Source organism: Streptomyces sp. NPDC055254 (assembly GCF_053606025.1).
The window spans coordinates 238,121-262,394 of the sequence record NZ_JBSGQV010000001.1; the positions used below are offsets into that span (position 1 = coordinate 238,121).

The following is a 24,274-nucleotide window of genomic DNA, read 5'->3' on the forward strand; positions in this document are numbered from 1 at the left end:
GCTACTTTGATTCCGTCACCCAAAAGGCCCCCATTCACAGCTCACCTGACAGCCTGTGACGCGACCCTCAATAAGGACTTCCAACTCTTCGAGTCCCCGTTGCCCGGCAACTCTCATGCGGCTTGGGTCGATTGCACTGCGCGGAATTCTGAGAACCAAAGCCCCCGCACTACCGAACTCCTCTGAAAATTCTCGCGCTGTCTCTAGGTCAGGTGACCACGAAGTGAAAACACTTTCCGTGTTATCACCCGAGTGCGCAACAGGATCGCTGTGGCCGCCGCGGGGCTCCGAAATTCCTGCTCTCGCCTCCGCCAGCTTGTAGTGATTATTAGTGACTCCCCGGTAGAGGTATTCGCCACTGGAGTCGCCGAGCTCCGCAGCCCGGTCAAACACATCGTCTACCGACGGGCCGCAATTGTGGACCAGGACCGGCGTGGCGCCCGCCAGCACATAGTACGTGTGGATGTCGGAAACCGTCAGGTTGTGGACAGTCGCCTGCTGTGTCCAGCGCTTGACCATCGATACCTGAACGAGGGTGCCGGCACCGGTCTGGAGCCAATTGCCCGGCTCCAGGTGCGCTGCGTCCACCCATTCGCCGAGTTCGGGCACCCAGAAGGGGTGACCGTCCGTCGCCGAGACTTCCGCAGTCGCAGAGCCGGCGTCGCCGTCGGTGTCGACAGTGACCTCGACGAGGTCCTTCGAACCTTCGCCAATGATCGTCGCCGACACGGCCTTGGTTGCCGTCTCACCCGTTTCGGGGTCAGTGGCGAGAACCTTGTCCCCGACTTCAACTTCCTCGATGGCCTTGGTAGTGCCATCCGCCATCAGGACCTGCGTGCCGGGCACAAAACTGTTCACGCGGCAACTCGTTCCAGCGCCGTCACCCGCGCCGTCGCCGCCTCCGCCGGAGTCGGTCCTCTCCGCGGCCGGCGCCTCCACCTCGTCGGCCTTCGCGGCCGCTGCAGCGTCCGCGTCGGCCTTCCTCTCCCAGGCAGCCATGTCCTCGGAGTACTTGGCCATGGCCTTGGCGTCGTCGTCCGCTCGACCAAGCGTCTTGGTGGCCCAGACGATGTCGTCTTTCCATTTATTGAACATCTGAACGGCGCGGGCCATGGCCTTGCCGAAGCGTTTCGCCTTGCCAAGGATGCCGAAGGCCTGTTCCACCGCCAGCATGCCGCAGGTCATGAGGTCCCCACCGATGCACGCGACGATGTCGTCGTACCCGGTGATGCCCTTGAAGACCTCCTTGGCGATGGAGAGGGCGACGTCCGCCTTGCTCTGCTGCTTCAGCTTGGTGGCGCGTTCGACGTCCTTGGAGGACACCGTCGGCTTCGGCCTCGACGGGGCGGGAACATCAGTCCGCCACAACGGCGGCGAGACCCGCTTCTCTACCTCCTGAGCCTCCTCCCAGCGGGGGTCCGTGTCATCGATGATGATTATTGCGGCCAGACCGGACGGGTCCGCGTACGTGGCCGGGCTGTTCAGCGCGTACGTGTACGGGTTCATCGTCTGCGACTCGGCCGTGTCCATCAGCGGGTCCACGGAGATGAACCGGCCGATCGCCGGGTCGTACTCTCGTGCCCCGAGATGGGTCAGGCCCGTGGACTCGTCGCGCGTGCCGCCCAGGAAGCCCTTGTCTCCGGGCCACATCGACGGCTTCTGGCCGCGCGCCTCGCCGAACGGCGTGAACTTCCGGCGGGTGACCGCCTGCGTCGCCCCGTCCACCGAGGTGGTCGCCGAACCATTGCGGTCGGCGAGCTGGTAGGACGTGGTGATCTTGCCGGCCTCCGCGATGCGGACCATGCCCGCGCCGTTCGGCCCGCTGTAGTACCGCGTGCCCTTGACGGCGCCCGTGGTCTTCGCCACGTGGACCTCGGTACCCGGCAGGTACAGCGTGGTGCCGGTCGGGTCACGGCGGATCAGTCGGTTGCCACTCGCGTCGTAGAGGTACTCCGTGTCCTTTGCGGACGTGCCCTCGCCCGAGGTGACCTTCTTCAGGTGGCCTTCGATGTCCCAGTCCAACTTCTGGGTGTCACCGAAGAGGGTGCGCTGCGTGGTGTTGCCCGCGGCGTCGTAGCCGTAGCTCTCGGTCCGGGTTCCCTCGGGCCCCTTGGTGTCGACCTTGAGCAGCTGGTTCTTGCTCGACCCGGTGGCCGGGTAGGTGTGGGTACGGGTGACGTCCTTGGCCTTGTCGCCCGCCGGGTCGTGCTTGATTTCCGACGTGCGGTTGCCCACGGCGTCGAAGGTGTACGAGTGCCAGTACGCGTCGGGGCCGCCCACCTTGGGTGCCGAGCCCGGACCGGAGGAACCCGGCCGGAGAGCGCAGTCGTCCGTCGCCGTCCAGGCGTCGGACATCCGGCGCAGGGGGTCGTACGCGAAGCACTGGGTGTCCGTGGCGGCCACCGAGCCGTCCAGCTTGTCGGTGATCTTCAGTACGTTTCCGGCGTCGTCATACTTCGCCGTGACGTCGCTGATCTGGGTGTATCCGGTGGTCCCGGTCTGCTGAGTGGTGTATGTGCGAGTGGGACGCCGCGTCTGCTCGTCGAACTCGAAGGTCGAGACGATCTGCTTGTTGAAGTCGCCCACCTGGGTCCTGACCAGGTCTCCCAGTTTCGAGAACTCGGAGCTGGTGAGGAAGGGCCTTCCGTTGACCGACGCACTGTGGGCCTGGTCCAGCCCGTTGTAGCCGACGATCATCCGGTCCGCGGGCAGTCCGGCCGTGGCCGGGAACTGCATCGACTGCGGCATGCCGAGCTTGGCAGTGTACGTGGTGCCGTACGTGTAGGTGCCGGCCAGCTTCCCTTCCTTGGCAGGAATGACGACCTTGCTACCCGTAGGCCGGTACTCGGCGTCGTAGCCGGTCACGGCTTGCGTGTACGCATTGCCTTCCTCGTCGTACCGGGTCGACGACACCGGCTTCCCGAGGGCACCCGGCAGCGTGTCGTACGTCCGTTCCGTCAGCTTGCGCCCCTGCAGCGAACCCTCGTGCGTCGCGGTGGCACGGCCGAGCTGGTCGTAGGCGAAGGCGATCGTCTTCTCAAGACCGTTGGTGACGCTCTGCAGACGGTCGCCGATGTCGTACGTGTTCTTCGTCAGGCCCTTGTCGGGGTCCTTGGCCTCGGACAGCCGACCACGCATGTCGTACGTGTACGACCAGACGTTGCCTCCCTGGTCCGTAACCGAGTCCAGCTGCCCCTTGGGGGTATACGCGTACTTGATGGAGTGCACGACCGGCCCGGAGGGACCGTCACCCGCGAACTGCTGCAGCTCGGTCTTGCGGCCCTGGGCGTCGAGAAACGCCTTGGTCGGGGTGTCGCCCTTCGGCGGGTCGACTGCGATCCAGTCGCCGCCGTACGACGTGGTCGTACGCCAGGTCTCCTCACCGCTCTTGCGCGCGATGGTGGCCACCGGGCGGCCCATGCCGTCGTACTTCGTGACCGTCGAGGACGGAATCTTGCTCTCGACCGGGACCCACATCTGGGCGGACGGCGGCTGGTCGTTGTAGTAGCCGCCGTTCTCCATCCGGACCTGGCCCCGGCTGTCGTAGAACGTGTCGGTGAGGACGCGGCCACCGTCAAGGGCCTGCTGCTGTGTTTGTCGCAGGCGCAACGAGCCGTCGTACAGGTCGTACCGCGTGCGGTAGTTGCCGCTCTCCAACAGGATCTTGTTGGTGATGACGACCGGCGCGTCCGCCGAACCGGGCCGAATGTCGTACGAGAACTCCGCGTCAGGAGTGACGCTGCCCGGGTCACGGTCCGGGGACCACGCCTTGAGGAGTCGGCCCAGCGGGTCGTACTGCATGGTCACGCGGCGCTTGTTCGCGTCCTCCTGCACGAGCGGGAGACCACGGCCGGGATCCACGTCGCTGACCGTCGTGTGGCCGAGCTGGTTCGTGGTGGTCACCTTGGTCACGATCCCGCCGGTGGCGGGGGTGTACGCGGTACGGGTGACTGCGCCGTAGACGTCCGTAGCGCTCGTGATGCGGCCGTACGCGTCGTGCGTGCTGCTGCCGGTCAGCGTGTACGTGGGCTTGCCGCCGTCGTACGAGGCGAGGCTCTCACCCTTGGCGACATTGCCGACGGCGTCGTACTCGACGCGCGTGTCGGAGACGACATCGGCCGGGCGGGCGATGTCGGTGGCATCGCAGGCCTTGCTCAGTGTCTCGACCCGGCTCTGCAGGGCGAACATCCACTTGGTGGCGTCGTCCTTGTACTCGTACAGCGCGCAGACGTCGTCCGTGGTCTTGCCGAGGTCGCCGCGGTCCGTGGTCTTGGTGACACGCCCGCGCCCGTCATAGGTGTGCTCGACAGCGGTGCGGCGCTGACCGCGGTTGTCGGACAGGACGGTACGAGAGGAGACCTTCTCTGTCCCGATGATCCAGGACTCCAGAGGAGCGGCGCCGTCGGAGCGCTTGCGCGTGGCGGTCGGGCCCTTCACCATCGGGGTGGTGACCGAGGCGGACTCCAGTGCGCCGCCCTCGCCGTGGAAGTACAGCGTCTCGCGTGTCTGACCTGCGAACAGCTTGTGGTCGGCGATCTCGCCGCCCTCGGAGTCCTTCACCTTGACGGACCGCTTGCCGCCGGGCTGAGAAGGCGCTTTGTCACCGTCCAAGCCGCGGAAGTAGAGGACCTCCACCTGGGAACGCGGGTCAGGGGCGGCACCTACCAGGGTGCGGACGCGCTCGTATCCGCGGTACTGGGACCACGTGCGCGCCTTCTCCGACAGTTGCTCCGACTCCTCGTCGTACGCCCAGGCCGGCGTACCGACGTACTGGTAGTTCGTCTCCTTGGTCGGAGACATGCCGTTCGGGTTCTCCTCACGGACCTGGTCCACACGGTGCTTGTGGAACCAGTCGGTGAAGTAGAGCTTCTTCTCGCCGGCAGGATCGGTCGGGTCCGGAACCTCCTTGATCACCGGATAGCAACGCAGCGTGTTGTTCTCGGGTGAGGACGGGAGCTTCTTGGGCTCCTTGGTGCTGCACTCGGTCGGCGCGTACTTGACCGCGATGACCGCCCCGGTCTCGGTGGTGACCTTCTCCACGCGCCAGCGCAGGAACGGCGGGCTGCCGTCCTCGTTGTTGTCCACGCGGTTCTCCAACTGAACGCCGGAGAAGACCACGGGAGGCATCGGGATGTCGGTGCCGTCGCCGTTCTTGCCGGTGTGCTGGAGCTGGGCCAGCCACATCGGGTATTCGAGGGCCACGCCTCCGTCACCGGTGGGTCGGAAGTCCTGGGTCAGGGCCCAGGTGTCAACCGCTTCGTGCTTGCCGCCCTTGAGGACACTGGTGGTGACGTCCTTCAGCAGCTTGCGGCTGAAGAAGGTCGGGGTGTAGCGGTCCTTGCACTCCCTGCCGACGTCACAGATCTGGTCGGCGGGGACGTCGGGCCAGTTCTTGGTGACATCCCACTTCGCGCCGTCGACGAGCTTGTTCTCGGCGCAGTCGAAGTCCTTGTTGGGGATGCAGCGCTCACCGACCCCGAAGTCGACGCGCGCAGGGGCGAGCGTGAACAGGTTGTCGGAACGCAGGCCGTAGTCGATGTGCTGGAGCCAGCCACCTCGGTCGTACGCCCTGGCCGTGGACTTGCCGTCCGCCTGGACGTTGGATCCGTAGTGGTTGCGTTCCTTGGCGTACCAATAGGTCATGGCGTTGCCGCGCGGGTCCACGACGTAGTCGAGGTTCCAGCGCCACGCCTGCTCGCAGGCCGAGTCGGCGTAGGAGGCCTTGTGGCACTCCTCACCGGCGTGGTTGCCGTAGACCGGAACGGTGAAGGCGGAGTTGGTCTCCGTCTTGCCCGCGCTCCAGCCGGGTATCCGGTTCAGCCCGAAGTAGTACTGGATTCCGTGGACACTGGTGATCCGCCAGTGCTGGCCCCCGGTGTCACCGTTGACCGCGCCGTCCAGGAGCTCGACCTTGGAACCGTCCTCCTGGGCGGGACGCCAGGTCTTCTTGGCCGGGTCCGCGTCGTCGAGCACCAACGGGGTGGACGAGCCGTTCAGCGACATCGTCATCACCGGGGGCCCGTGGCACAGGTCTCCGGTCGCCTGCTTGGGGTTGTTGAAGCCCGAACCGGCCTTCTTGTCGTCCGCGCAGGGTACGAAGGTCCGCTCGATGAAGTTCGACGAGGCCGGGATGTCCCAACCGTCGCCCGCCCACGAGGATTGGCCCGACGAGGCCGAGGTACGTCCGTCCACGGCGGCAGCCGAGTAGGCCAGGCCCATCGACGGTGCGGGACCACCAAGAGAGGCGGGGATCTCCATCGGATGGGACCAGGAGAAGCTGCCGGAGTTGCCGCCGCTCTCCCAGGAACCGGTGGCGCTCAGTGAGGTCGCCGTGAAGCTACCGGCGCTACCACCTGCGCCGGCCGTGGTGGCGAGCACTGTCGGCGCGGACGTCGCCGACCGGGCCTGGACACCCGAGGGCGCAGCCAGGGTGGCCGTCACCGTGCCGTTGGCCGGGTTGTTCTTGGACGCGACCGGGGTGCGCTTCTGGCACTCGGGCTTCGTCGGCGAGGTCAGCGCACACGCGGGGAGCTCGACTAGGTTGAGGCGCGAACCCCAGTTGCCGCCATAGGCGTTGCGGAACTTCGAGTAGTCCAGCTCGACCGAGAGTGGGACAGACGCCGACACGGCCTCGGCGGACTGGACGGCCATGACCACGCCGTCGATGCCGAGAGCCGCAGCCGTGGCCTGGTTCTTCACCTCGACCTTGGCCGACACCGCGGTCGGCGCGGGGTCGGTCGACGCCGGTACGGCTTTCAGCTTGACCGGGAGCGAGCCCGCGGGGACCGGGGGGGCCGGAGGCGCGAGGAGCGCAGAAGCCTTGACACCCGGGGCGGCAGGCACAGCGGACCCGCCCTTGGCGGGCACCGTAACGTCGGCGGTCCCGGGCTTGGGCAGCTCCACCGGAGGAGCACCCTTCCACGTGCGCTTCCCCGCCGAGTTGTCGGCCGGCTCGGGCTTCGCCCTGCCCGAGAGCTTCTGTCCCGGAACATTCACGAGCTTCTGGGTGCCGGGAAGCTCGGCTGCCGAGGCGGATCCGGTTACCGCCGGGAGCCCGGTTATCAGCAGCGCGGTGGCGACGGCAGATGCCGTCAGACCGGGTCGGATTGCCACCCGCTCCCACAGCATGCGTCTATGCCGCTTTCCCTGACGGAAAAGCGAACTGCTTAGTTTCACTCTACCTCCATGACAGGATCGAAACTGACGTCGGGTATTACTACCAGAGCGTCAACTAACGAGATACTTGAGGGCAATGACTCGCCCTCGATGCAGCAGAAGCCACATAAAGCCCGAACATCCCTAATCGGACACATTGCAGGTGGGACGGGTATCTTTCTCGCCGTACCGACCAGTAGAGCCGCACCGACTTCGACGCGGCGTGAGTGAAGGAAGAAAGTGAAACGAGAAGAACAGTCACGCCGCGGAGGCGGTCGGCGTCGACTGAGAGCAATCTCCGCCGTGATATCGACGGCGCTGGCCGCCGGTTTGCTGGGAGCGGCTCCCGCCGCGCTCGCCGCACCCGCGACCAATCCAAAAACAGAAACCGAAATGGATGGTTCCGCTCTCAGTGTGCGGCAGACCGAAGAGACGGATTCGGCGAAAAAGTCGGCGAAGTCCTCCGGTAAGCGCGTCGAGGTCGTCAGCCGGCGCACGGAGACGGACGAGGTGTACGCGAACGCGGATGGCTCCCTCACCCTCGACCGGGCACTCATGCCGGTCCGCGTGAAGCAGGGCAGCACGTTCGTTCCTGTCGACCCCACCCTCCAGGTGACGGGTCAGGGCCGGATCGCGCCCAAAGCGGCTCGCACGGACCTCTCCTTCTCCGGCGGCGGCCCCGGCGCGCTCGCCGTCATGCGCGAGAACGGCCGTGAGATCCAGCTGACGTGGCCCGGCAAGCTGCCCGCGCCGACGCTGTCCGGCGACACAGCCGTGTACGCGGAGGTACTGCCCGGCGTGGACCTGGCGATCAAGGCGACGGCCGAGACGTTCAGCCACTCCCTCGTGGTCAAGTCGGCCGAGGCGGCGAAGAACCCGGCCCTCGCGAAGGTCAACTTCGGCCTCAAGGGCAAGGGGTTGAGCATCAAAGCCGAAGCCGACGGGCGCCTGCGTGCCGTCGACCCGGCCGGCGAGACCATCTTCTCGACGCCCGAGCCGCGCATGTGGGACTCCGGCGCAGCGAAGCTGGCCGAGGTCTCAGGACCGGGCCAGAGCGTTCCGGAGGTGAAGGCTCCGGAAGCCAAGGCCCCCGAGGCGAAGGCCTCGGGAGTCGAGGCCGTGGTGCCGGCCGCCCGCAGCCTCGCCGCACCGACGACACCGGAAACACCACCCGCCAAACCCGCCCCGCGCGCGCTGACCGACGTACTGACCGGCACGACCGAGGGGTCCAAGCAGGCCGACCTCGGGGTGGAGCTGCGCGGCGAGACCCTTTCGCTCAAGACGGACGCTGCGCTCCTGAAGGCACCGGACACCGTCTTCCCCGTGATCATCGACCCCCAGTGGGGACCTGACGCGGCAAGGAACGCATGGTCCCTCGCCTACAAGCACACGGCGATCGGCGGCAGCGCCGACACCGTGTACTGGAACGGCGGCACGAACAACCAGTTCGCCCGCGTCGGCGTGGCGACCGACGGTGACCTGGGCGGCACCGTCTGGGCCAATACCTACTTCCGGGTCGGGACCGGAAACCTCCAGGGCAAGCAGATCCTGGAATCCGTGATGCGCATCAAACAGCAGCATGCCGGCTCCTGGTCCTGCAACTCCGGCGACGTCGAGCTCTTCGACATCGGACGTGACCTGCCGAACAACATCACCTGGAATCGGCAGCCCGCCAACAAGGGCTCTGTGGACCGTGCCGGCCAGTCCTTCGGCGGCCGCAACTGCCCCAACGCCAGCGACGGCGTGGTCGAGTTCGACGTCCTTCCCGCGATGAGCAAGGTTGCCGCCAACAACTGGGGCAGCTGGTCCTTCGGCCTGCGATCGGTCTCGAACCAGGTCAACACCTCCTGGCGCAAGTTCGACCCCAACTCGGCTCGCGTCTCGACCCGTTACAACACGGTCCCCTCGAAGCCGACCGAGACGCGCACCATCCCCTCAGTTCCCTGCGCCGGCGGCATCTTCGGTCTGACCAGCGAGGTCACTCTGCACGCCCGTGTGTACGACGCCGAGGACAACAACCTCGGCGCGTACTTCCACTGGGGCAAGGTCGGCAGCGGCGCGACCAGCTCCGCCCGGGCGGAAGCCACCAGCGGCAGCATCGCCGCGGTCCGCCTCGACGCCTCCACGATGGACGGCGAGTACTGGTGGCAGCTCCACTCCACCGACTGGGTCTCCGACAGCCCATTGTCCGACCCGTGCAAATTCACCATCGACCGGTCCCGACCTGCCGAGCTGCCCTCCGTCAGTTCCGCGGAGTTCCCGGAGACGGGCAGCGGCAAGCCCAGTATGCCCGCACGCACGAACGGCACCTTCGTCTTCGGCGCGAACAACGTCGGGGACGTCACCACGTACGTGTGGTGGTCCGACCAGGACAGCACGTTCCGTGAAGTGAAGGCCACCCACCCCGGAGGTCCGTCCGAGCCGGTGTCCTTCAAGCCCTACAGTGCCGGGCCGCAGTACCTCTACGTCCGCAGCGTCGACAAGGCCGGCAACCAGTCCGACCAGTACGCGTACCACTTCCAACCCGAGCGGACGCCCGGCCCGGACAAGCCCGGCGACCTCAACGGCGACGCCACCGTCGACCTGTGGGCCGTCGAACCGGGCACCGGCGTCCTGCGAACCTATCCCTGGCAGCGCGACGGCGCGACCGGCGGCACCCTCGGCGCCGGTGTTGCGGCGAGCAAGGTCAGCTTCGTCAACGCGTCCATCGCCCACCGCGGCTCTTGGGACGACGACAACTACGAAGACCTGATCACCCTGCGCCCTGGCGCGCAGGACCCGCAGACCAAGGAACTCTGGCTCCACAGGAACGACGGTTCCGGCCGACTCCGCGAGGAGTCGGGCACGTTCGAGTTCAGTGTCCTCAATCCCGACAACCGCAAGTGGTCGAACGCTGACCAGGTCCTGGTCATCGCAAGCGTCAATGACGACGACTACAACGGCACCGTGGACGAGGCCGACTATCCCGAACTTCTCGTCCGCAACGGGGCCAGCCTCTGGCTCTACCTCGGTTCGAAGGCGGACCGGAACCTGGACAGTTTCCAGGACCCGGTCTCCCTCGGCAACGCCGACTGGCAGAACATGACGGTCTCCGTCCCCGGCGATCTCAACGGCGACGGGCTCTCCGAGCTCTGGGCTCGCGACAAGACGACCGGCAAGGTGCATCAGTACAACAGCCGCAAGCAAACCGACCAGTACGGCGCCGTCAGCGCCGACCTCACCGTCTACGGGGACGCCGCCGTCCGAGCGGCTTCCCTCGGCATCATCCCCGTAGGCGCCTACCCGACACCCCTGAGCAACGGCGACTTCGAGGGAGACGGCTTCGCCGATCTCTACGCCCTCAGCACGGACGGCCTGCTCTACGAGTTCCCGGGCCGGACCCCGCAGAACGGCTCCGCCTTCGGCGACCCCCGCCTCCTGGTGAAGATAGGCACCCCGTGGAACGAGTGCGAGGTCGTCGAAGGCCAGCACACCGGGGGCAAGCGCACCCTGTGCGGCCCGATCCTCGCCAAGTTCAAGGCCCTCGGCGGGCTGAACTACGGTCACCCGGTCAGTGACCCCGTCGTCACACCGGACACCAAGGGCCGCTACGTCCACATGAAGAACACCTCCGGCGGCGAGGACCGCTCCATCTACTGGAGCCCCGACACCGGCGCCTGGTCCGTCCAGGGCGGCATCCGCGAGAAGTGGACCGAGATGAAGCGCGAGTCCGGGGTCATGGGCTACCCCACCTCGGACGAAATGGTCGTCTCCGGTGGTTCGGGCTGGGCCCACTCGTTCAGCAAGGACGGCACCGCCGGCGCGCTCTACTTCAGCTGGGCGACGAGCGGCCAGCCGATCCGGGGCCGGATCTACGAGTCGTTCCTCAAGCACGGCGGGGTGAGCACGTACGGCTTCCCCGCGGGAGCCGAGAACCCCACCAGCCCCAAGAAGGGCGAGTGGCAGGACTTCAAGGCCGTCGGCTCCAGCGCCGTGACGACGGTCTTCTACTCCAGCGCGGCCACGGGGGCCTGGCCGGTCAGCCACGCCATCCGGGGCAAGTACGCCGCGGAGAACTGGGAGAACGGCTGGCTCGGCTTCCCCACCTCGGCGTCCTACGCGGCCGGTTCCCTCCACCGTCGCAACGACTTCGAGGGCGGCTACATCAAATGGAACCGCCACAGCAACGCCACGACCTCCCACAAGCCGACCGACCGCACGGCGCACCTGCGCACCGATATCGCCGGTGACGTCAACGGCGACGGCCGTAGCGATCTGATCACGGCGTACGACTACGGAAACTCCACGGTCGGCCTGAACGTGTTCGACGCGAAGCCGGACGGCGGGCTCTCCGAGCCGCGCGACGCCTGGAACAGTGGGCAGGGCAACTGGGAGTACGGGCGCGCCAAGTGGGCGGCCGGTGACTTCAACGGTGACAAGCGCGCCGACGTCGCCGCCCTCTACAACTACGGGGACAGGAGCGCCGTCTTCACCTTCAGCGGCACTCCCGACGGAGCGTTCGGCACGTCCCTCGCCGCCATCCAGGTCCCGGCGGGCAAGTGGGACTGGAACAAGGCGACGCTGCTCACGGGTGACTTCAACGGCGACAAGCGCTCCGACGTGGCGGTCGTCCACGACCACGGCAGCGGCGTCATCGCCCTCACCACCTACACGAGCAAGGGGGACGGCACCTTCAACGCCGGAATCGACAGCTGGCGCTCGTCGAGCGGCTGGTACCTGGCGTCCGCGCAGTTCCACGTGGTCGACTCGAACGGCGACGGCCGCTCCGACATCGCCGCCGTGTACTTCAACGGCACCGTCGAGACGGCGATGCACACCTTCAGGGCGAAGGCGGACGGGGGCTTCGAAGCACCGTTCAAGTCCTGGTCGGCGACCGCGACCGCCTTCCAGGCGGCCCGCATCGAATCGACCGGAGGCGACTACAACGGCGACGGCCGGGGCGACCTCGCGATCGTCTACGACTACAGCAACGGCACGACGGGTACGCACACCTTCACCGGCAAGGCGGACGGCGGCTTCAACGCCCCGATCGCCAGCTGGAAGTCCAGTGAGGGTCACTGGTGGGCCGCCAGCAGTGGCGCCCCGGTCTCCGGGGACGCCGACGGTGACGGCCGTGCCGACATCCTGATGATGTACAACTACGCGGCCGGCGACACCAGGGCCTTCACCCTGGGCGGCCGGCCGGACGGCGGCTTCGGCGGAGTCCGCGCGTCCTGGTACGCGGCCCCCGGCATCTGGTAGCCACGGGCCGCTGAGGCGCGAGAGAGGCCCCGTCCCCCCGGTTCCGGCCGTGGGGGCGGGGCCCTCGCCGTGTCCGGACGTCTGTTCGGAGCCGGCCGGTGCAACCGGGGGCGGGCGGTGGGTGTCCTAGGGAGTGACACCCTGTCCCCGTCTCTGAGAAATCGGGGGACGTCATGATCCATCCGCGTTCACGTCTTCGTCCGCGCCGCCGGCAGCTCGTGGCACTGCTCACGGGCGTGCTGCTCACCGTCGGCATCGGGCTCGCCGCTCCGGCCTCCGCCGCCGGCGGGGCCCTGACCCAGACGCCGCTCGTCGTCAATGCCCGCTGGGGCGGACACTGCACGTACGACCGGCTCGTCATCGACCTCCAGGGGTACGTCCCCCAGGTCACCGTCACGCCCGTATCCCAGCTGTACTACGACGGGTCCGGCAAGCCCGTCCCGCTGGCCGGGAAGTACTTCCTGGAGATCCGCCTCAACCCCGCCGCCGCGCACAACGACGCGGGGCAGAGCGTCTACCGGGGCCCCCACCTGCAGAAGATCTACCTCAGCAAGCTCAAGGGCATCGCCCTGACCGGCGACTACGAGGGGTACGTGACCTTCGGCGCCGCCTTCGACACCAAGCCGTACTACAGCACCTCCGTCCTGCACGCGCCCGAGCGGTTCGTACTGGACGTCTCGCACCCGAACGTCTGCTGACCCGACGGATGCGGCAGGTGCCCGGGGCGCCGCACGCGCCCCGGGCAGTCTGCTGCCCGGGGACCCGCCGCCGGCGGGCCGGGTCCGTCCGGGGCCGGGCGCGATCGCCGTGCCGGGGCGGCCGCAAACCTAGGATGACGGCATGTCGCTGCCGCACGCCATCCTCACCGCCCTGCTGGAGAAGCCCTCGTCGGGGCTGGAGCTCACGCGGCGGTTCGACAAGTCCATCGGGTACTTCTGGTCGGCGACGCACCAGCAGATCTACCGCGAGCTCGGGCGGCTGGAGGAGGCCGGGCTGATCCGGGAGCTGCCGGGCGAGGTGCCCCTGCGCGGGCAGAAGAAGGAGTACGAGGTCATGCCCGCCGGCGGCGCGGAGCTGGCGCGATGGGTGGCGGAGAGCCAGGACCCCAAGCCGGTGCGCGATCCGCTGCTGCTGCGCCTGCGGGCCGCGGGGGTCGTCGGGACCGGGGGGCTCGCGCCCGAGCTGCGGCGCCACCTGGAGCTGCACCGGAGCCAGTTGGCCCAGTACGAGGCCATCGAGGAGAAGGACTTCCCGCCGGGGCGGGACGCGGTGGAGGACCGGCTGCGCCGACTCGTCCTGCACGGCGGGATCGCCCTGGAGACCTTCTGGCTCCAGTGGCTGCGGGAGGCCCTCGCCGAGGTCGAGGACATGAGCGGCGACGGGGCCTGACGGGCAGCGCCCCCGCCGGGCAGGAGGCGGGGGCGGACGGCGGACTACTTGTTCAGGGAGCCCCAGAACTCGTCGAAGCTCAGCAGGCCGTCGCCGTTCGCGTCCTTGGCGGCGATGACGGCGTCCGCCACCGGGCCGGTGACGAACGGGTCGCCCATGGCCGCCATGGCCGCCTTGAACTCGTCGGCCGTGACGAAGCCGTCACCGTTCACGTCGAACTTGCCGAACGTCGTCCGTGCGTTCTCGATGTCCGCCACTGGGTCCACCCCTTCTTGATGCTTGTTGACCGGCTCAGGGTAGCGGCCCGCCGGGGCCCTCTTCGCCGCGGGTCCCGTTCGAGCGGCAGATAGATATCCCATTACCCTTCCGTAATGTGGAAGCGATAATTCCAGCCAAGAAATCCGGCCCCCACTTGTCACGCTCCGGGATCACGGCATAACGTACCGACATTGCCGCCACACCAGGAGCGCAGGGCTCCCAGGGACAAGCGGCGACAAGGGCGATCACACAGGTGACGATCAAAGCCGACGCATCATTCGAAGTTCTGCCCTTCACTCGCACCTGCCGCCATATTTGGGAAGACGGCGACCATGTGCTCATCGGGGTGAGTCCCGGAAACAGCTACTTCAGTTCCGAGCGCATCAGCAGCCTCGCCCGGTGGGCCACGACCCGCTTCGCGCAGGTCGACTTCGTGTACGCAGACCTCCACGTGGACCGGATGTTCGCCGCTTTCGGCTACACCCGGGAGCACGCGGAGAAGCGCGCCACGAAGGAGATCAAGGCGGTCCGGAGAAGAATTCTCAAGGGTGTCGAGGAATCAGGGCCCCCGCATTCCGAGATCCGAGTGAGGGCACTTTCGGAGTTCCAGTCGAATCCCGTTTACCAACTCCTGCACCGCCGTGTGCTGCATTTCCTGGAGACCGACGACGTATTCCGTAAGGGCTGCGAGGAGATGGCCCTCCACTTCGTCGGATCCAAGGTGCCGGAAGGTGAATCCATCACGGCCGCGCAGTTGCAGGTCTGTTTCGATTACATGGCGGCGGAGCTTCCGTTCTTCGTGGACACCCCGAGCATTCTCGACGTGCCGTCCTCGGTGGCGGCCTACCACGTGAAGATGCCGATGACGGACGTCCTCTTCGCCCGGGGCGGCGGCCTGCGCGCGACCCGGAACCAGGCGTACGCCGTCGTACGGCCCGACGGGGCCGAATCCGTGCGCGCGCACGCCACCCCCCACGCACCGACCGAAAGGACCGTCGATGAGCGTCGAGCAGCTTGAGGGACCGGAGAGCCGGGAGCGGGAGCCGCTCCTCGACTTCCCCCTCTCACGGCGCGGTGACGTGCTCCCGCAGGAGTGCGCCTGGCTGCGCGAGAAGGCCCCGGTCGCCAGGGTCCGTACCCTCACCGGGGACCCGGCCTGGCTGGTGAGCAGTTACGCGCTGGCCAAGCAGGTACTGGAGGACGAGCGGTTCAGCCTCAAGGACACCGCGAACGCCGGGGTCCCCCGCCAGTACGCGTTGACGATCCCGCCCGAGGTCGTCAACAACATGGGGAACATCAACAGCGCCGGCCTGCGCAACGCGGTGATGAAGGCGGTCAACCCGCGCCAGAAGGGCCTCCAGGAGCTGCTGCGCGCCAGGGCCGGGGAGCTCGTTGACCGGCTCGTCGCCGAAGGCGGCCCGGCCGACCTCCGGGCGGGCTTCGCCGATCCCTACTCGGCGGCCATGCACTGCCGGATCCTCGGGGTGCCCTTCGAGGACTGGCGCCGGCTGATGTCGGGGCTGAACGTCGCGTTCATGACCGCGCGCGAGCCGTTCGCCGACTCCGCGCTCAACTGGTACAAGGACGTCGGCTACTTCGCCGAACAGCTGAACGCCCAGCTCGCGCTGCCCGCCGAGGAGCGTACGGGGCTCCTCGGCAGGTTCGCGGACCTGAAGGAGGCCGACCCGGAGTCGGCCCACCTGACGGACGACATGTTCGCGACCGTGGCCGTCTCGCTGTTCGGCGCCGGCGCGGTCTCCACCTCCGCGTTCCTGGTCCTGGCGGTCCTGGCGCTGCTGCAGAGGCCGGAGCTCATCGGCTACCTGCGCGAGCATCCGGAGCGCATGGGCGGGGCCGTGGACGAGCTGCTGCGCTGGAACCTGTCCGTCGGCGACGGCCTGCCGCGCATCGCCCTGGCGGACGTCCGGGTCGGGGACGTGCTGGTGAAGGAGGGCGAGCTCGTCCTCGTCCTGCTGGAGGGCGCCAACTTCGACCCGGAGGCCTTCGAGAACCCGGAAGAGCTGGACCTGGAGCGCCAGAGCTCCCGGTCCCACCTCGCCTTCGGCGCCGGCCGCCATTTCTGCCCGGCCTCCGCCCTCGGTCGGGTGCACGCCGAGATCGCACTGGAGGTGCTGGTCGAGCGGCTGCCCGAGCTGCGGCTCGCGGTGCCGGCGGAGAACCTGGTGTGGCGGACCGGCTTCATCAAACGGCTGCCGGAGCGCCTGCCGGTCGCCTGGTAGTGCGGCCGGGAGCATTCCGGCCGTAGCGGGCCGGACTGCTCCGGCCGGACGCGGCTACCGGAAGATGCCGGTGTGGCCGAGCGAGTACCGGCCGGGCTGCGGGTAGACGGCCAGCCCGTGGGGGCCGCCCCCGACCGGAATCCGGGCCAGCTGCTTGCCGGTCACCGTGTCGATCGCGTAGACCTCGGAGTCGTAGCGGCCCGAGAGCCACAGCACCTTGCCGTCGGCGGACACGCCGCCCATGTCGGGGCTGCCGCCGTCGGGCAGGACCCACTTCTTGGTGAGGCGGTTCTGCTTGAAGTCGAAGACCGAGATCGTGCCCTCGCCGCGGTTGGGAACGTACATCTCCTTGGAGTCGCGGCTGATGTACAGCCCGTGGCAGCCCTTTCCGGTGGGCAGCAGCTTGGGCGTCTCGAAGGTGTCGCCGCCGAGCACCCACATCCCGTGCGCCATCATGTCCGCGACGTAGAACGTCTTGCCGTCCGGGGAGACCTTGACGTCCTGCGGCATCGCGCCCTCGAACGGCAGCTTCTGCTGGCCGATGACCTCCATCTTCTCGGTGTCGACCTTGAGGAGTTCGCCGGAGAACTCGCAACTCACGATGAAGTAGCGGCCGTCGGCCGAGAAGTCCGCGTGGTTGACGCCATAACAGGTCACCGGGACGGTTTTCACACGGTCCATCGTGTGCGGATCGCGGAAGACGAGTTCCTTGTCGAGCGAGGCCATGACGATCGCGTACTTGCCGTTCGGCGTGAAGTAGAGGTTGTACGGGTCGTGGACCTCGACGGGCTGTCCGGCCTCGCCGGTGGCCGGGTTGATCGGGGTGAGCGTGTGGCCCCGGTTGTTGTTGACCCACAGGGTCTTCAGGTCCCAGGAGGGCACCACGTGCTGCGGCTGGACCCCGACCGGGATGGTGTCGATGACCTGGTAGGTCGCCGGGTCGATGACGGACACCGTGTTGGAGTTGGTGTTCGGCACGTAGATGCGGGAGGGGAAGTCCTTGACCACCGGGGACAGCTTCCCGGGTCGGTTCGCGGCGTAGACGTCGTTCGGATCGAGGACCGGGGGCATGCCGGGCAGGCCCGGCGGGGCGACCGGGGCGGCCTTGGCCGGCTTGGCCGGGCCCTTGGAGCCGAGGGCCTCGGAGGGCCCCTTTTCGGCCGATCCGCAGCCGGCCAGGGCGGCCAGGACCAGACCGGCGAGCAGCACGGTGGCCTTCCGGGGAAGGCGGGTGGTCTTCATGGGGTCAGCAGCTCCGTGGTGGTCACCGCGCGCAGGGTGCGGCGCGCGAGTTCTTCGAGGAGGGGCGGCATCGCGTCGACCGTGTCCGCGTAGCCGAAGTGCAGGCTCACCACCGATCCGCTGCGGATCGTCCCGGTGACGTTGCGGATGACGGCCGCGGCGCCGGGCGAGGTGAAGTCGAGGGAGTCCACGTCGTACGACAGGACGTGGGGGTAGCCGGCCCGCTGGGCCAGTTTCCGGACGAGCGGGGTCGCGTACTGGGCCTGGGAGGGCCGGAACCAGGTCCCGATGGAGCCGGTGAGGCGCTTGAGCCGCTGGGCGCAACCCGTGATCTCGGCGTAGGCCTCGGTCTCGGTCATGGTGTTGATCGCGAGGTGGCGCTGGGTGTGGTTGCCGAGCTCGTGGCCGCCGTCGAGGACGCGGCGGGCCATGTCGGGGTGGTCGTCGAGCCAGCTGCCGATCGCCAGTACGGTGACCCGCGCGCCCCCTCTCTCGGCCTCGGCCAGTACGGACCGGGCGATGGCGGGGTCGCCGTTGCCGTGGAAGGTGAGGGCGACCCGGGGGCGGTCGCGCGGGCCGTGGCCGATCTCCGCGGGCTGCCCGGCGAACCGACGGGGCGCGGCGGCGGCCGCCCGGGGCGGCCGGGCCGCCGGTCTGGCGGGGCCCGGCGGCGGGGTGGGGGCGCCCGGGGACACGGCCGGGGGCGGGGCGGCCGGATGGCCCGGTCCGCAGGCTGCGGTGAGGCCGACCACCGAGGCGGCACCCGCGCGCAGGGCCGCGCGGCGACCTGGATGTGAGAGCACCTGCCCATTTAAGGGGCGGATGGCCCGGAAGGTAATGATTGACCCAATTCGCGACTTTCGTCGAAGTAGGCTCCGAGCACCTCCACTCGCTACGTGATCAACGATTTACGCAGAGCAGTCGATAATTATTCATGGATTGCGAGGTGAGTGGCTCACCTCACCTAGGATTTAGCTAGAAAGTCTTGCTATTTGCACACTTATGTCCGAGTAGGGACTTTTGGCGTTCCGGCCCTCGTCTGCCATAGTCGGAATCACGGCTTCCCCATTGACCCGAGCGAAGTCGCCACGCCGAGGATCCCACCCCTTCGATCCTCGGCGCACCCATGAGGCCCCCGCACCGCCCCACCACGGCGCCCAGGGGGCTTCAGGCGTTCTGCCGGTCGGCGACGCGCATCTCGAACCAGGTGATCTTCCCCCGCGGCAGCAGGTCCGCGCCCCAGCGGTCGGACAGCTTGTCGACGAGGAAGAGCCCGCGGCCGGTCGTGTCCAGCTCGTGGACGGGCATCAGACACGGCAGTCCGCGCGAGGGGTCGCGCACCTCCACCCGGATCCAGCCGCGCCGCCGCAGCATGCGTAACCCGAAGGACCGCGCACCGGTGTGCCGTACCGCGTTGCCCACGAGCTCCGAGACCAGCAGCACGGTGTGCTCGGCGGTCTGCGGCGAGAGGCCCCAGAGGCGGATCACCACGCACTGGGTGAGCCGGCGGGCGGTGCTCGCCGACTCCGGCATGGACGGCAGCGTCACCTCCGACTCTGCGGGATTCCCGTGCAACTCCAGTGCTTTGAGGCCCTGTTCGTCTTCCAGAGCTGCCGCCGTGAGCCGCACGACCGAAGCGCTGCTGCGCTGCCGCGGCTCTTCCACACCCTCCAGGCCCGCCATGCACCCATCATGGACGGCCCGCCCGCCCCTCCGGGCCGTTCCCCGCGAAAACGCCCCCCGGGAAACGGAGTTCCCGGGGGGCGTTTTGTCATATGCGCAAGGCAAGCGGAGTCCCGACCCACCCGACCCGACCTGCGGTGACCCACCGCACGGAAACGATCACCGTGAGTGGATCAACGAAATTCCTTAAGGCTCCTTTAAGGCCTGGCTAATCCACCCCGGGGAGGGCGTCGCTCAGACGAACGTGGCCTTGCCCGGCCCCTCTTCGACGAAACTGCGCATCCCGCGCTCGCGGTCCTCGGTGGCGAACAGGCCCGCGAACCAGTTGCGTTCGATGGTCAGCCCGGTGTCGATGTCGGCTTCCAGGCCGGCGTCCACGCACTCCTTGGCGGCGCGCAGCGCGATCGCCGGCCCCTGCGCCAGCTTGGCGGCCCAGGCGTGCGCCTGCTCGTACACCTCGGCGGCGGGGACGACCCGGTCGACCAGGCCCAAGGTGAGCGCCTCGTCCGCTTTGACCATGCGCCCGGTGAAGATCAGGTCCTTGGCCCGGGAGGGACCGATCAGACGGGACAGCCGCTGGGTGCCGCCCGCGCCCGGGATCAGGCCGAGCAGGATCTCGGGCTGCCCGAACTTCGCGTTGTCGGCGCAGATCCGGTAGTCGGCGCACAGCGCGAGCTCGCAGCCGCCGCCGAGCGCGTAGCCGGTGACGGCCGCGACGACGGGCTTGGGGATGCGGGCCACGGCGGTGAAGGCGTCCTGCAGCGCACGGGACCGGGCGATCATCGCCGCGTGGTCCATCGTCTGCATCTCCTTGATGTCCGCGCCCGCCGCGAACACCTTCTCGCCGCCGTAGAGGATGACCGCGCGGACGTCGGACCGGTCGGTGGCCTCCGCGGCCAGCTCGCGCAGCCGGTCCTGGGTCGCGATGTCCAGGGCGTTCATGGGCGGGCGGTCCAGGCGGATGGTGCCGACGCCTTCGGAGACTTCGAGAGAGAGGGTCATGCGGGCCAGGTTAGCGGCGGTTAACGACGGGTGGCCCGGTGCTGTGTGTCACAGCACCGGGCCACGCGGCCGTTCCGGCCCCCGCGAACGGGACCTACTTGATCCACTCCGCCCACGGCATGTTCCAGCCGTTGAGGCCGTTGTCCGGGGCGATCTGCTTGTCCTTCGAGTTCTTCACGACGACCACGTCGCCGATCAGCGACTCGTTGAAGAACCAGGCGGCGGGCATGTCGCCGTCGCCCCCGCCGCGGGAGTCGCGCAGGCCGACGCAGCCGTGGCTGACGTTCTCCTTGCCGAAGGTGCCGGAGGAGGCCCAGTAGTTGCCGTGGACGAAGGTGCCGGAGTTCGACAGGCGCATGGCGTGCGGGACGTCGGGGATGTCGTACTCGCCCCCGAAGCCGACGGTGGCGCCGTTCATCCGGGTCACCTTGTACTTCTCGCTGATGACCATCTGCCCGTTGTACGTGGTCGTCGACGGGGCGCCCGCGGTGATCGGGACGTTCTTGAGCACCTGGCCGTCACGGACGACCTGCATCTGCTTGCTGCTCGCGTCGACGGTGGAGACCTGGGAGCGGCCGATCGTGAAGGTGACCGTACGGGTCTGCTTGCCGTAGACCCCGGGGCGGCCCTCGACGCCGTCGAGGGAGAGCTTCACGGTGACCTTGGTGCCCGCGGCCCAGTAGTTCTCCGGGCGGAAGTCGAGGCGGTCGTTGCCGAACCAGTGGCCCTCGATCGGCACGGACGGCTCGGCCGTGACGGTGATGGCCTTCTCCACGGCGTCGGGGTTGGTGATCCCCCGGGTGAAGTTGATCGAGACCGGCATGCCCACGCCGACGGTCGAGCCGTCCTCGGGCGTGTAGTGGCCGATGAAGGTGTTGGTCGGGGTGAGGGTGGTGAAGGTGGTGTCCTTGGCGGACTCGCGGCCCGCCTCGTCCTTGGCCACGGCGTGCACCTTGTACTCGGTCGCCGAGGCGAGGTGGCGCACCGGCTCCCAACTGGCGCCGTCGTCCGCGATCTTCCCCTCGACCGCGTTGCCCTTGGTGTCGGCGACGGTCACCGTCGCCAGCTTGCCCCCGGTGCTGGATATCTTCAGGACGCCGCTCGTGGCGACCTCCTTGGCACCGTCGTCCGGCTTGACGCTGACAACGGCCTTCGACGCCTCGGTACCGGTGGTGCCCCCGCCGCCGGCGCCCTTGTCGCCGCCATTGCCCCCGCCATTGGTTCCGCCCCCGCCGCACGCGGTGGTGAACAGCAGGGCCGCCCCCAGCAGGAGGGCCGGCAGGCCGGTGCGGGCGCGGCCGCGTATCGGCTGCAGGTTCACTCGTGATCTCCCCATGTCCCCCGCGCGCGGACAGTCGCGCGCTTGTCGACAGGTAATCACATGGGAGGATGACGAAGAGCTACGGTCTTGTCACCGTTCCGTCCCAAGTGCCCGGACGGCGCCCGGCCCCTCGACCGCCACCACGGTGCGGTAGGTGACGCGGCCGGCGCGGCGGGGCGGGGGCCGCCAGGTGAGCAGCGCCGTCGCAGACGGTACGGCCGATCGGACGGCCCCACGCGTCGCACCCGGCGCATCCGTCGCAGCCTTCGCGTTCCCCGCCGTCATGCGGGCCTCCTCGGCGCCCGCCGGCCGGGCCGCTGGGGGCGGCCCGGGCCGGCCGGGGACGGGGGTCAGGCCCGAGGGCCCTTGGCGTCCTTCGGGTGCTCGGGGTGCTTCGGGTGCTTGGGGTGCTTGGGGTGCTTCGGCTTGTCCTTGCCGTGGCCGCCCCTGCCGTGGTCGCCCTTGCCGTGGCCGTCGCGCCGGTTCTTCAGCGTGACCTCCAGGCGGCGGTCCGGGGTGGCGGCGTCCAGCCGCAGCGGGCCGGTCACCCGGTCGGCGGGCAGCACGTAGCCCTCGGGGACCGCGGTCTCCAGCAGGTAGTACCAGCCCTCGGGGAGCGGGCCGAAGTCGCACACGCCGGTCCGGTCGGTGGCGCAGCCGGATGCGACCCGGCGGTCCGGGTTGATGCCGATCGTCTGGAGCCCCGCGGTGTTGTTGCTCTCCTGCCAGACCTCGAAGACCGCGCCGCGCAACGGGCGCCCGGTCTTCGCGTCCTGCTTCACGATCCGGATGGAGCCCTCGTACTCCTCGCGCTCCGGGGTGTTGGGGACGGTGACCACGATGCCGCCGGCCACGTCGCCCTGGTCGAGGTCGAAGCGGGTGACCGGGTTCGCCGGCCGCTCGTACCCCGCCGGGGCGGCGGTCTCGCGCCAGTAATAGGTCCGCCCGATCGGCAGCTCCACCGTGCAGGTGCCGGTCGGGCCGGTCACACAGACCCCGTCGAGCCGGGTGTCCCCGCCGGGCGTGGCGGTCTGGAGCCCTTCGGTGCCGTTGCTCTCCCGCCACAGCTCGAACTCGGCGCCGGCCAACGGAAGGCCGGTGGCCGCGTCGGTCTTGCGCAGTTCGACCCGGGCGCCGTTCGGCGGCTCGGGGGTGCGCCGGTTGTCCGCCACGGCCCGGATCCCCGCCTCCGCGTTCTCGGCCGTGAGGGTCAGCTCGTGGACGGTTCGCTCCGGCAGGGCGTAGTCGAGGGGCGGCTGCGTCTCCCGCCAGTGGTACGTGCCGAGCCCGGTCGTCCGCTCGCAGACGCCGCTCGCCGGCGTGGTGCACTCGGTGACCAGGGTGTCGGCGTTCGGGGCGGTGGGCTGGAGCCCCGGCGTGCCGTTGGTCTCCCGCCACAGCTCGAACTGCGCCCCGGCGAGCGCCGCGCCCGTCACCGCGTCCCGCTTGAGGACGGAGACCGAGCCGGTGATCGGGGCCGGGCCGCCGCACTCGGGCAGGTCGCCGTTGAAGGGGTAGGCGTGGAACTCCTGGCCTCCGCCCCCGGTGGCCGCGCTGGTGTGGGTGACCGAGCCGGTGGTGAAGAAGCGGCCGTTGATGCCGGGCAGGGTGACCGTGGTCTCGGAGGACTGCTGCCCCATCAGGAAGCTGCCCTGGAACTGGCCCGTGCCGGCCAGGTTCACCGCGGTGGCGTCGGGGAAGTTCCACAGCAGCCGGTCTCGGTAGGCGTTGAGGGGGTCGGTGTCCTGGATGCCGCCGCTGTAGGTGTTGATCGTGCGGGCGGCGCCCAGGACGTTCACCAGGACGGTGGCCCCGGCCGGGATCCGGGCGAACCGGATGCCCTGCTGGCCGCCCCCGGAGGGGTTGACCAGGTTCGCGTCGGTGTTGAAGACCTGGAGCGCGGACGTGCCGTCGCCGGTGAACACCGTCTCGAAGCCGCTGTTGACGACGGTGCCGGTCGCCGGTCGCGGTCGCCCGTCGACCCGGGCGTAGCACTGGCTGGCGGCGCTGAGCCGGTCGCGCAGCCCCGCGTACGGGGTGATCTCTGCCGGGTCCGCGACCAGGCGGCCGGACACGGATCCCGTAACGGGGCCGGCGTGGCGGACCACGCCGCCGTCGGCGAGCAGGCGTTCGCCCTCCGCGACGGTGATCCCGCCACCGGTGGTGAGGAAGTCGGCGCCGGCCGGCGGCGGCACCAGCGAACCCGCGCCGACGATCCCCACGTTGTACCGGCTGTCCGCGCCGGCCACCTTGTCCTGGTCGAAGGCGCCGAGGACGACGAGGCGGCCCTCGGCCTCGGAGGCCCGCTCCCGGACCCGGAAGTCGCCGCCCACGAAGATGTTGATGCCGTTGTCCCGGCCGACCGGGACCCCGCCGGTGCCGATGGGCGGGTACGGGTCGGGGCAGCGCCCCGGGACGCAGGGGCCCGGACCACCGGGCAGCGGCGCCCTGTGGGCCGCGGCCGCCGGCCGTTCGCCGCCGGGACCCGCCGCGAGGGCGGTGGGCGCGGCCGAGGCCAGTACGGCCCCGACCGCCAGCCCGAGGGTCCACTTCCTGGCTGACATGACGCTCCGTCCGTTACGCGCTGCCCGATGTGCTCCGTGACAGGCTCGGGGCAGGCGTCGGCGGGGCGCCGCGCGGACACTCCCCGCTACGGCATTCCGATCACACGAATCACTCTTCCGGGCGGGGCGGGGCGGGGCAGACGGCGGGGGGCCGGTGGGCACGGCGTCGGGCGCGCCCC

13 protein-coding genes are annotated in these 24,274 nt (G+C 69.0%); 5 read left to right on the forward strand and 8 right to left on the reverse strand.

What is annotated here, in order from left to right; genetic code table 11:
* Positions 1-15 precede the first annotated feature (15 nt).
* Positions 16-6,996: a polymorphic toxin-type HINT domain-containing protein gene (locus tag ACWFQ8_RS01075; protein WP_453784075.1), complete on the reverse strand. Its 6,981-nt coding sequence runs from the start codon at positions 6,994-6,996 to the stop codon at positions 16-18.
* 573 nt (positions 6,997-7,569) lie between these two features.
* Between ACWFQ8_RS01075 and ACWFQ8_RS01080 the strand changes: the two genes are divergently transcribed.
* The 3 genes from ACWFQ8_RS01080 to ACWFQ8_RS01090 all read left to right on the forward strand — a co-directional run bounded on the left by ACWFQ8_RS01080 (position 7,570) and on the right by ACWFQ8_RS01090 (position 13,785).
* Entirely contained in the window at positions 7,570-12,396 is a 4,827-nt protein-coding gene (locus ACWFQ8_RS01080; protein ID WP_453784076.1) for an FG-GAP-like repeat-containing protein, read from the forward strand.
* 173 nt (positions 12,397-12,569) lie between these two features.
* A complete protein-coding gene (locus ACWFQ8_RS01085; protein ID WP_453784077.1) occupies positions 12,570-13,094 on the forward strand; it encodes an AMIN-like domain-containing (lipo)protein in 525 nt (174 codons plus the stop codon).
* Positions 13,095-13,236: 142 nt separating this feature from the next.
* A complete protein-coding gene (locus ACWFQ8_RS01090) occupies positions 13,237-13,785 on the forward strand; it encodes a PadR family transcriptional regulator (protein ID WP_453784078.1) in 549 nt (182 codons plus the stop codon).
* Between the two features lie 44 nt (positions 13,786-13,829).
* On the opposite strand, the gene ACWFQ8_RS01095 is transcribed toward ACWFQ8_RS01090, so the two are convergent.
* A complete protein-coding gene (locus ACWFQ8_RS01095; RefSeq protein ID WP_453784079.1) occupies positions 13,830-14,042 on the reverse strand; it encodes an EF-hand domain-containing protein in 213 nt (70 codons plus the stop codon).
* Between the two features lie 254 nt (positions 14,043-14,296).
* On the opposite strand from ACWFQ8_RS01095, the gene ACWFQ8_RS01100 reads away from it, so the two are divergent.
* A complete protein-coding gene (locus ACWFQ8_RS01100; protein WP_453784080.1) occupies positions 14,297-15,061 on the forward strand; it encodes a tRNA-dependent cyclodipeptide synthase in 765 nt (254 codons plus the stop codon).
* Entirely contained in the window at positions 15,042-16,283 is a 1,242-nt protein-coding gene (locus ACWFQ8_RS01105; protein ID WP_453784081.1) for a cytochrome P450, read from the forward strand. The genes ACWFQ8_RS01100 and ACWFQ8_RS01105 overlap by 20 nt, the downstream gene beginning before the upstream one ends.
* Positions 16,284-16,337: 54 nt before the next feature.
* On the opposite strand, the gene ACWFQ8_RS01110 is transcribed toward ACWFQ8_RS01105, so the two are convergent.
* From ACWFQ8_RS01110 to ACWFQ8_RS01135, 6 genes are all read right to left on the reverse strand, one after another.
* Complete coding sequence (locus ACWFQ8_RS01110) at positions 16,338-17,525, reverse strand: YncE family protein (protein ID WP_453784082.1); 1,188 nt, start codon at positions 17,523-17,525, stop codon at positions 16,338-16,340.
* Entirely contained in the window at positions 17,522-18,328 is an 807-nt protein-coding gene (locus ACWFQ8_RS01115; RefSeq protein WP_453784083.1) for a polysaccharide deacetylase family protein, read from the reverse strand. Before ACWFQ8_RS01115 ends, ACWFQ8_RS01110 begins: the two co-directional genes overlap by 4 nt.
* Before the next feature lie 364 nt (positions 18,329-18,692).
* A complete protein-coding gene (locus ACWFQ8_RS01120) occupies positions 18,693-19,208 on the reverse strand; it encodes an ATP-binding protein (protein WP_453784084.1) in 516 nt (171 codons plus the stop codon).
* Between the two features lie 234 nt (positions 19,209-19,442).
* Positions 19,443-20,210 (reverse strand): enoyl-CoA hydratase/isomerase family protein, encoded by a 768-nt coding sequence (locus tag ACWFQ8_RS01125; RefSeq protein ID WP_453784085.1) that lies wholly within the window; start codon positions 20,208-20,210, stop codon positions 19,443-19,445.
* A 94-nt stretch (positions 20,211-20,304) separates the two neighbouring features.
* Entirely contained in the window at positions 20,305-21,531 is a 1,227-nt protein-coding gene (locus ACWFQ8_RS01130; RefSeq protein ID WP_453784086.1) for a L,D-transpeptidase, read from the reverse strand.
* Positions 21,532-21,881: 350 nt separating this feature from the next.
* Positions 21,882-24,095, reverse strand: a complete 2,214-nt coding sequence (locus ACWFQ8_RS01135; protein WP_453784087.1) for a choice-of-anchor A family protein — start codon at positions 24,093-24,095, stop codon at positions 21,882-21,884.
* Between the last annotated feature and the right edge of the window lie 179 nt (positions 24,096-24,274).

What these genes read in the sequence shown, in the direction of transcription:
- ACWFQ8_RS01125 (WP_453784085.1), bottom strand. Translation starts at nt 20,210, where the DNA reads ATGACCCTCTCTCTCGAAGTCTCCGAAGGCGTCGGCACCATCCGCCTG.
- ACWFQ8_RS01105 (WP_453784081.1), top strand. Translation starts at nt 15,042, where the DNA reads ATGAGCGTCGAGCAGCTTGAGGGACCGGAGAGCCGGGAGCGGGAGCCG.
- ACWFQ8_RS01120 (WP_453784084.1), bottom strand. Translation starts at nt 19,208, where the DNA reads ATGGCGGGCCTGGAGGGTGTGGAAGAGCCGCGGCAGCGCAGCAGCGCT.
- ACWFQ8_RS01085 (WP_453784077.1), top strand. Translation starts at nt 12,570, where the DNA reads ATGATCCATCCGCGTTCACGTCTTCGTCCGCGCCGCCGGCAGCTCGTG.
- ACWFQ8_RS01110 (WP_453784082.1), bottom strand. Translation starts at nt 17,525, where the DNA reads ATGAAGACCACCCGCCTTCCCCGGAAGGCCACCGTGCTGCTCGCCGGT.
- ACWFQ8_RS01090 (WP_453784078.1), top strand. Translation starts at nt 13,237, where the DNA reads ATGTCGCTGCCGCACGCCATCCTCACCGCCCTGCTGGAGAAGCCCTCG.
- ACWFQ8_RS01135 (WP_453784087.1), bottom strand. Translation starts at nt 24,095, where the DNA reads ATGTCAGCCAGGAAGTGGACCCTCGGGCTGGCGGTCGGGGCCGTACTG.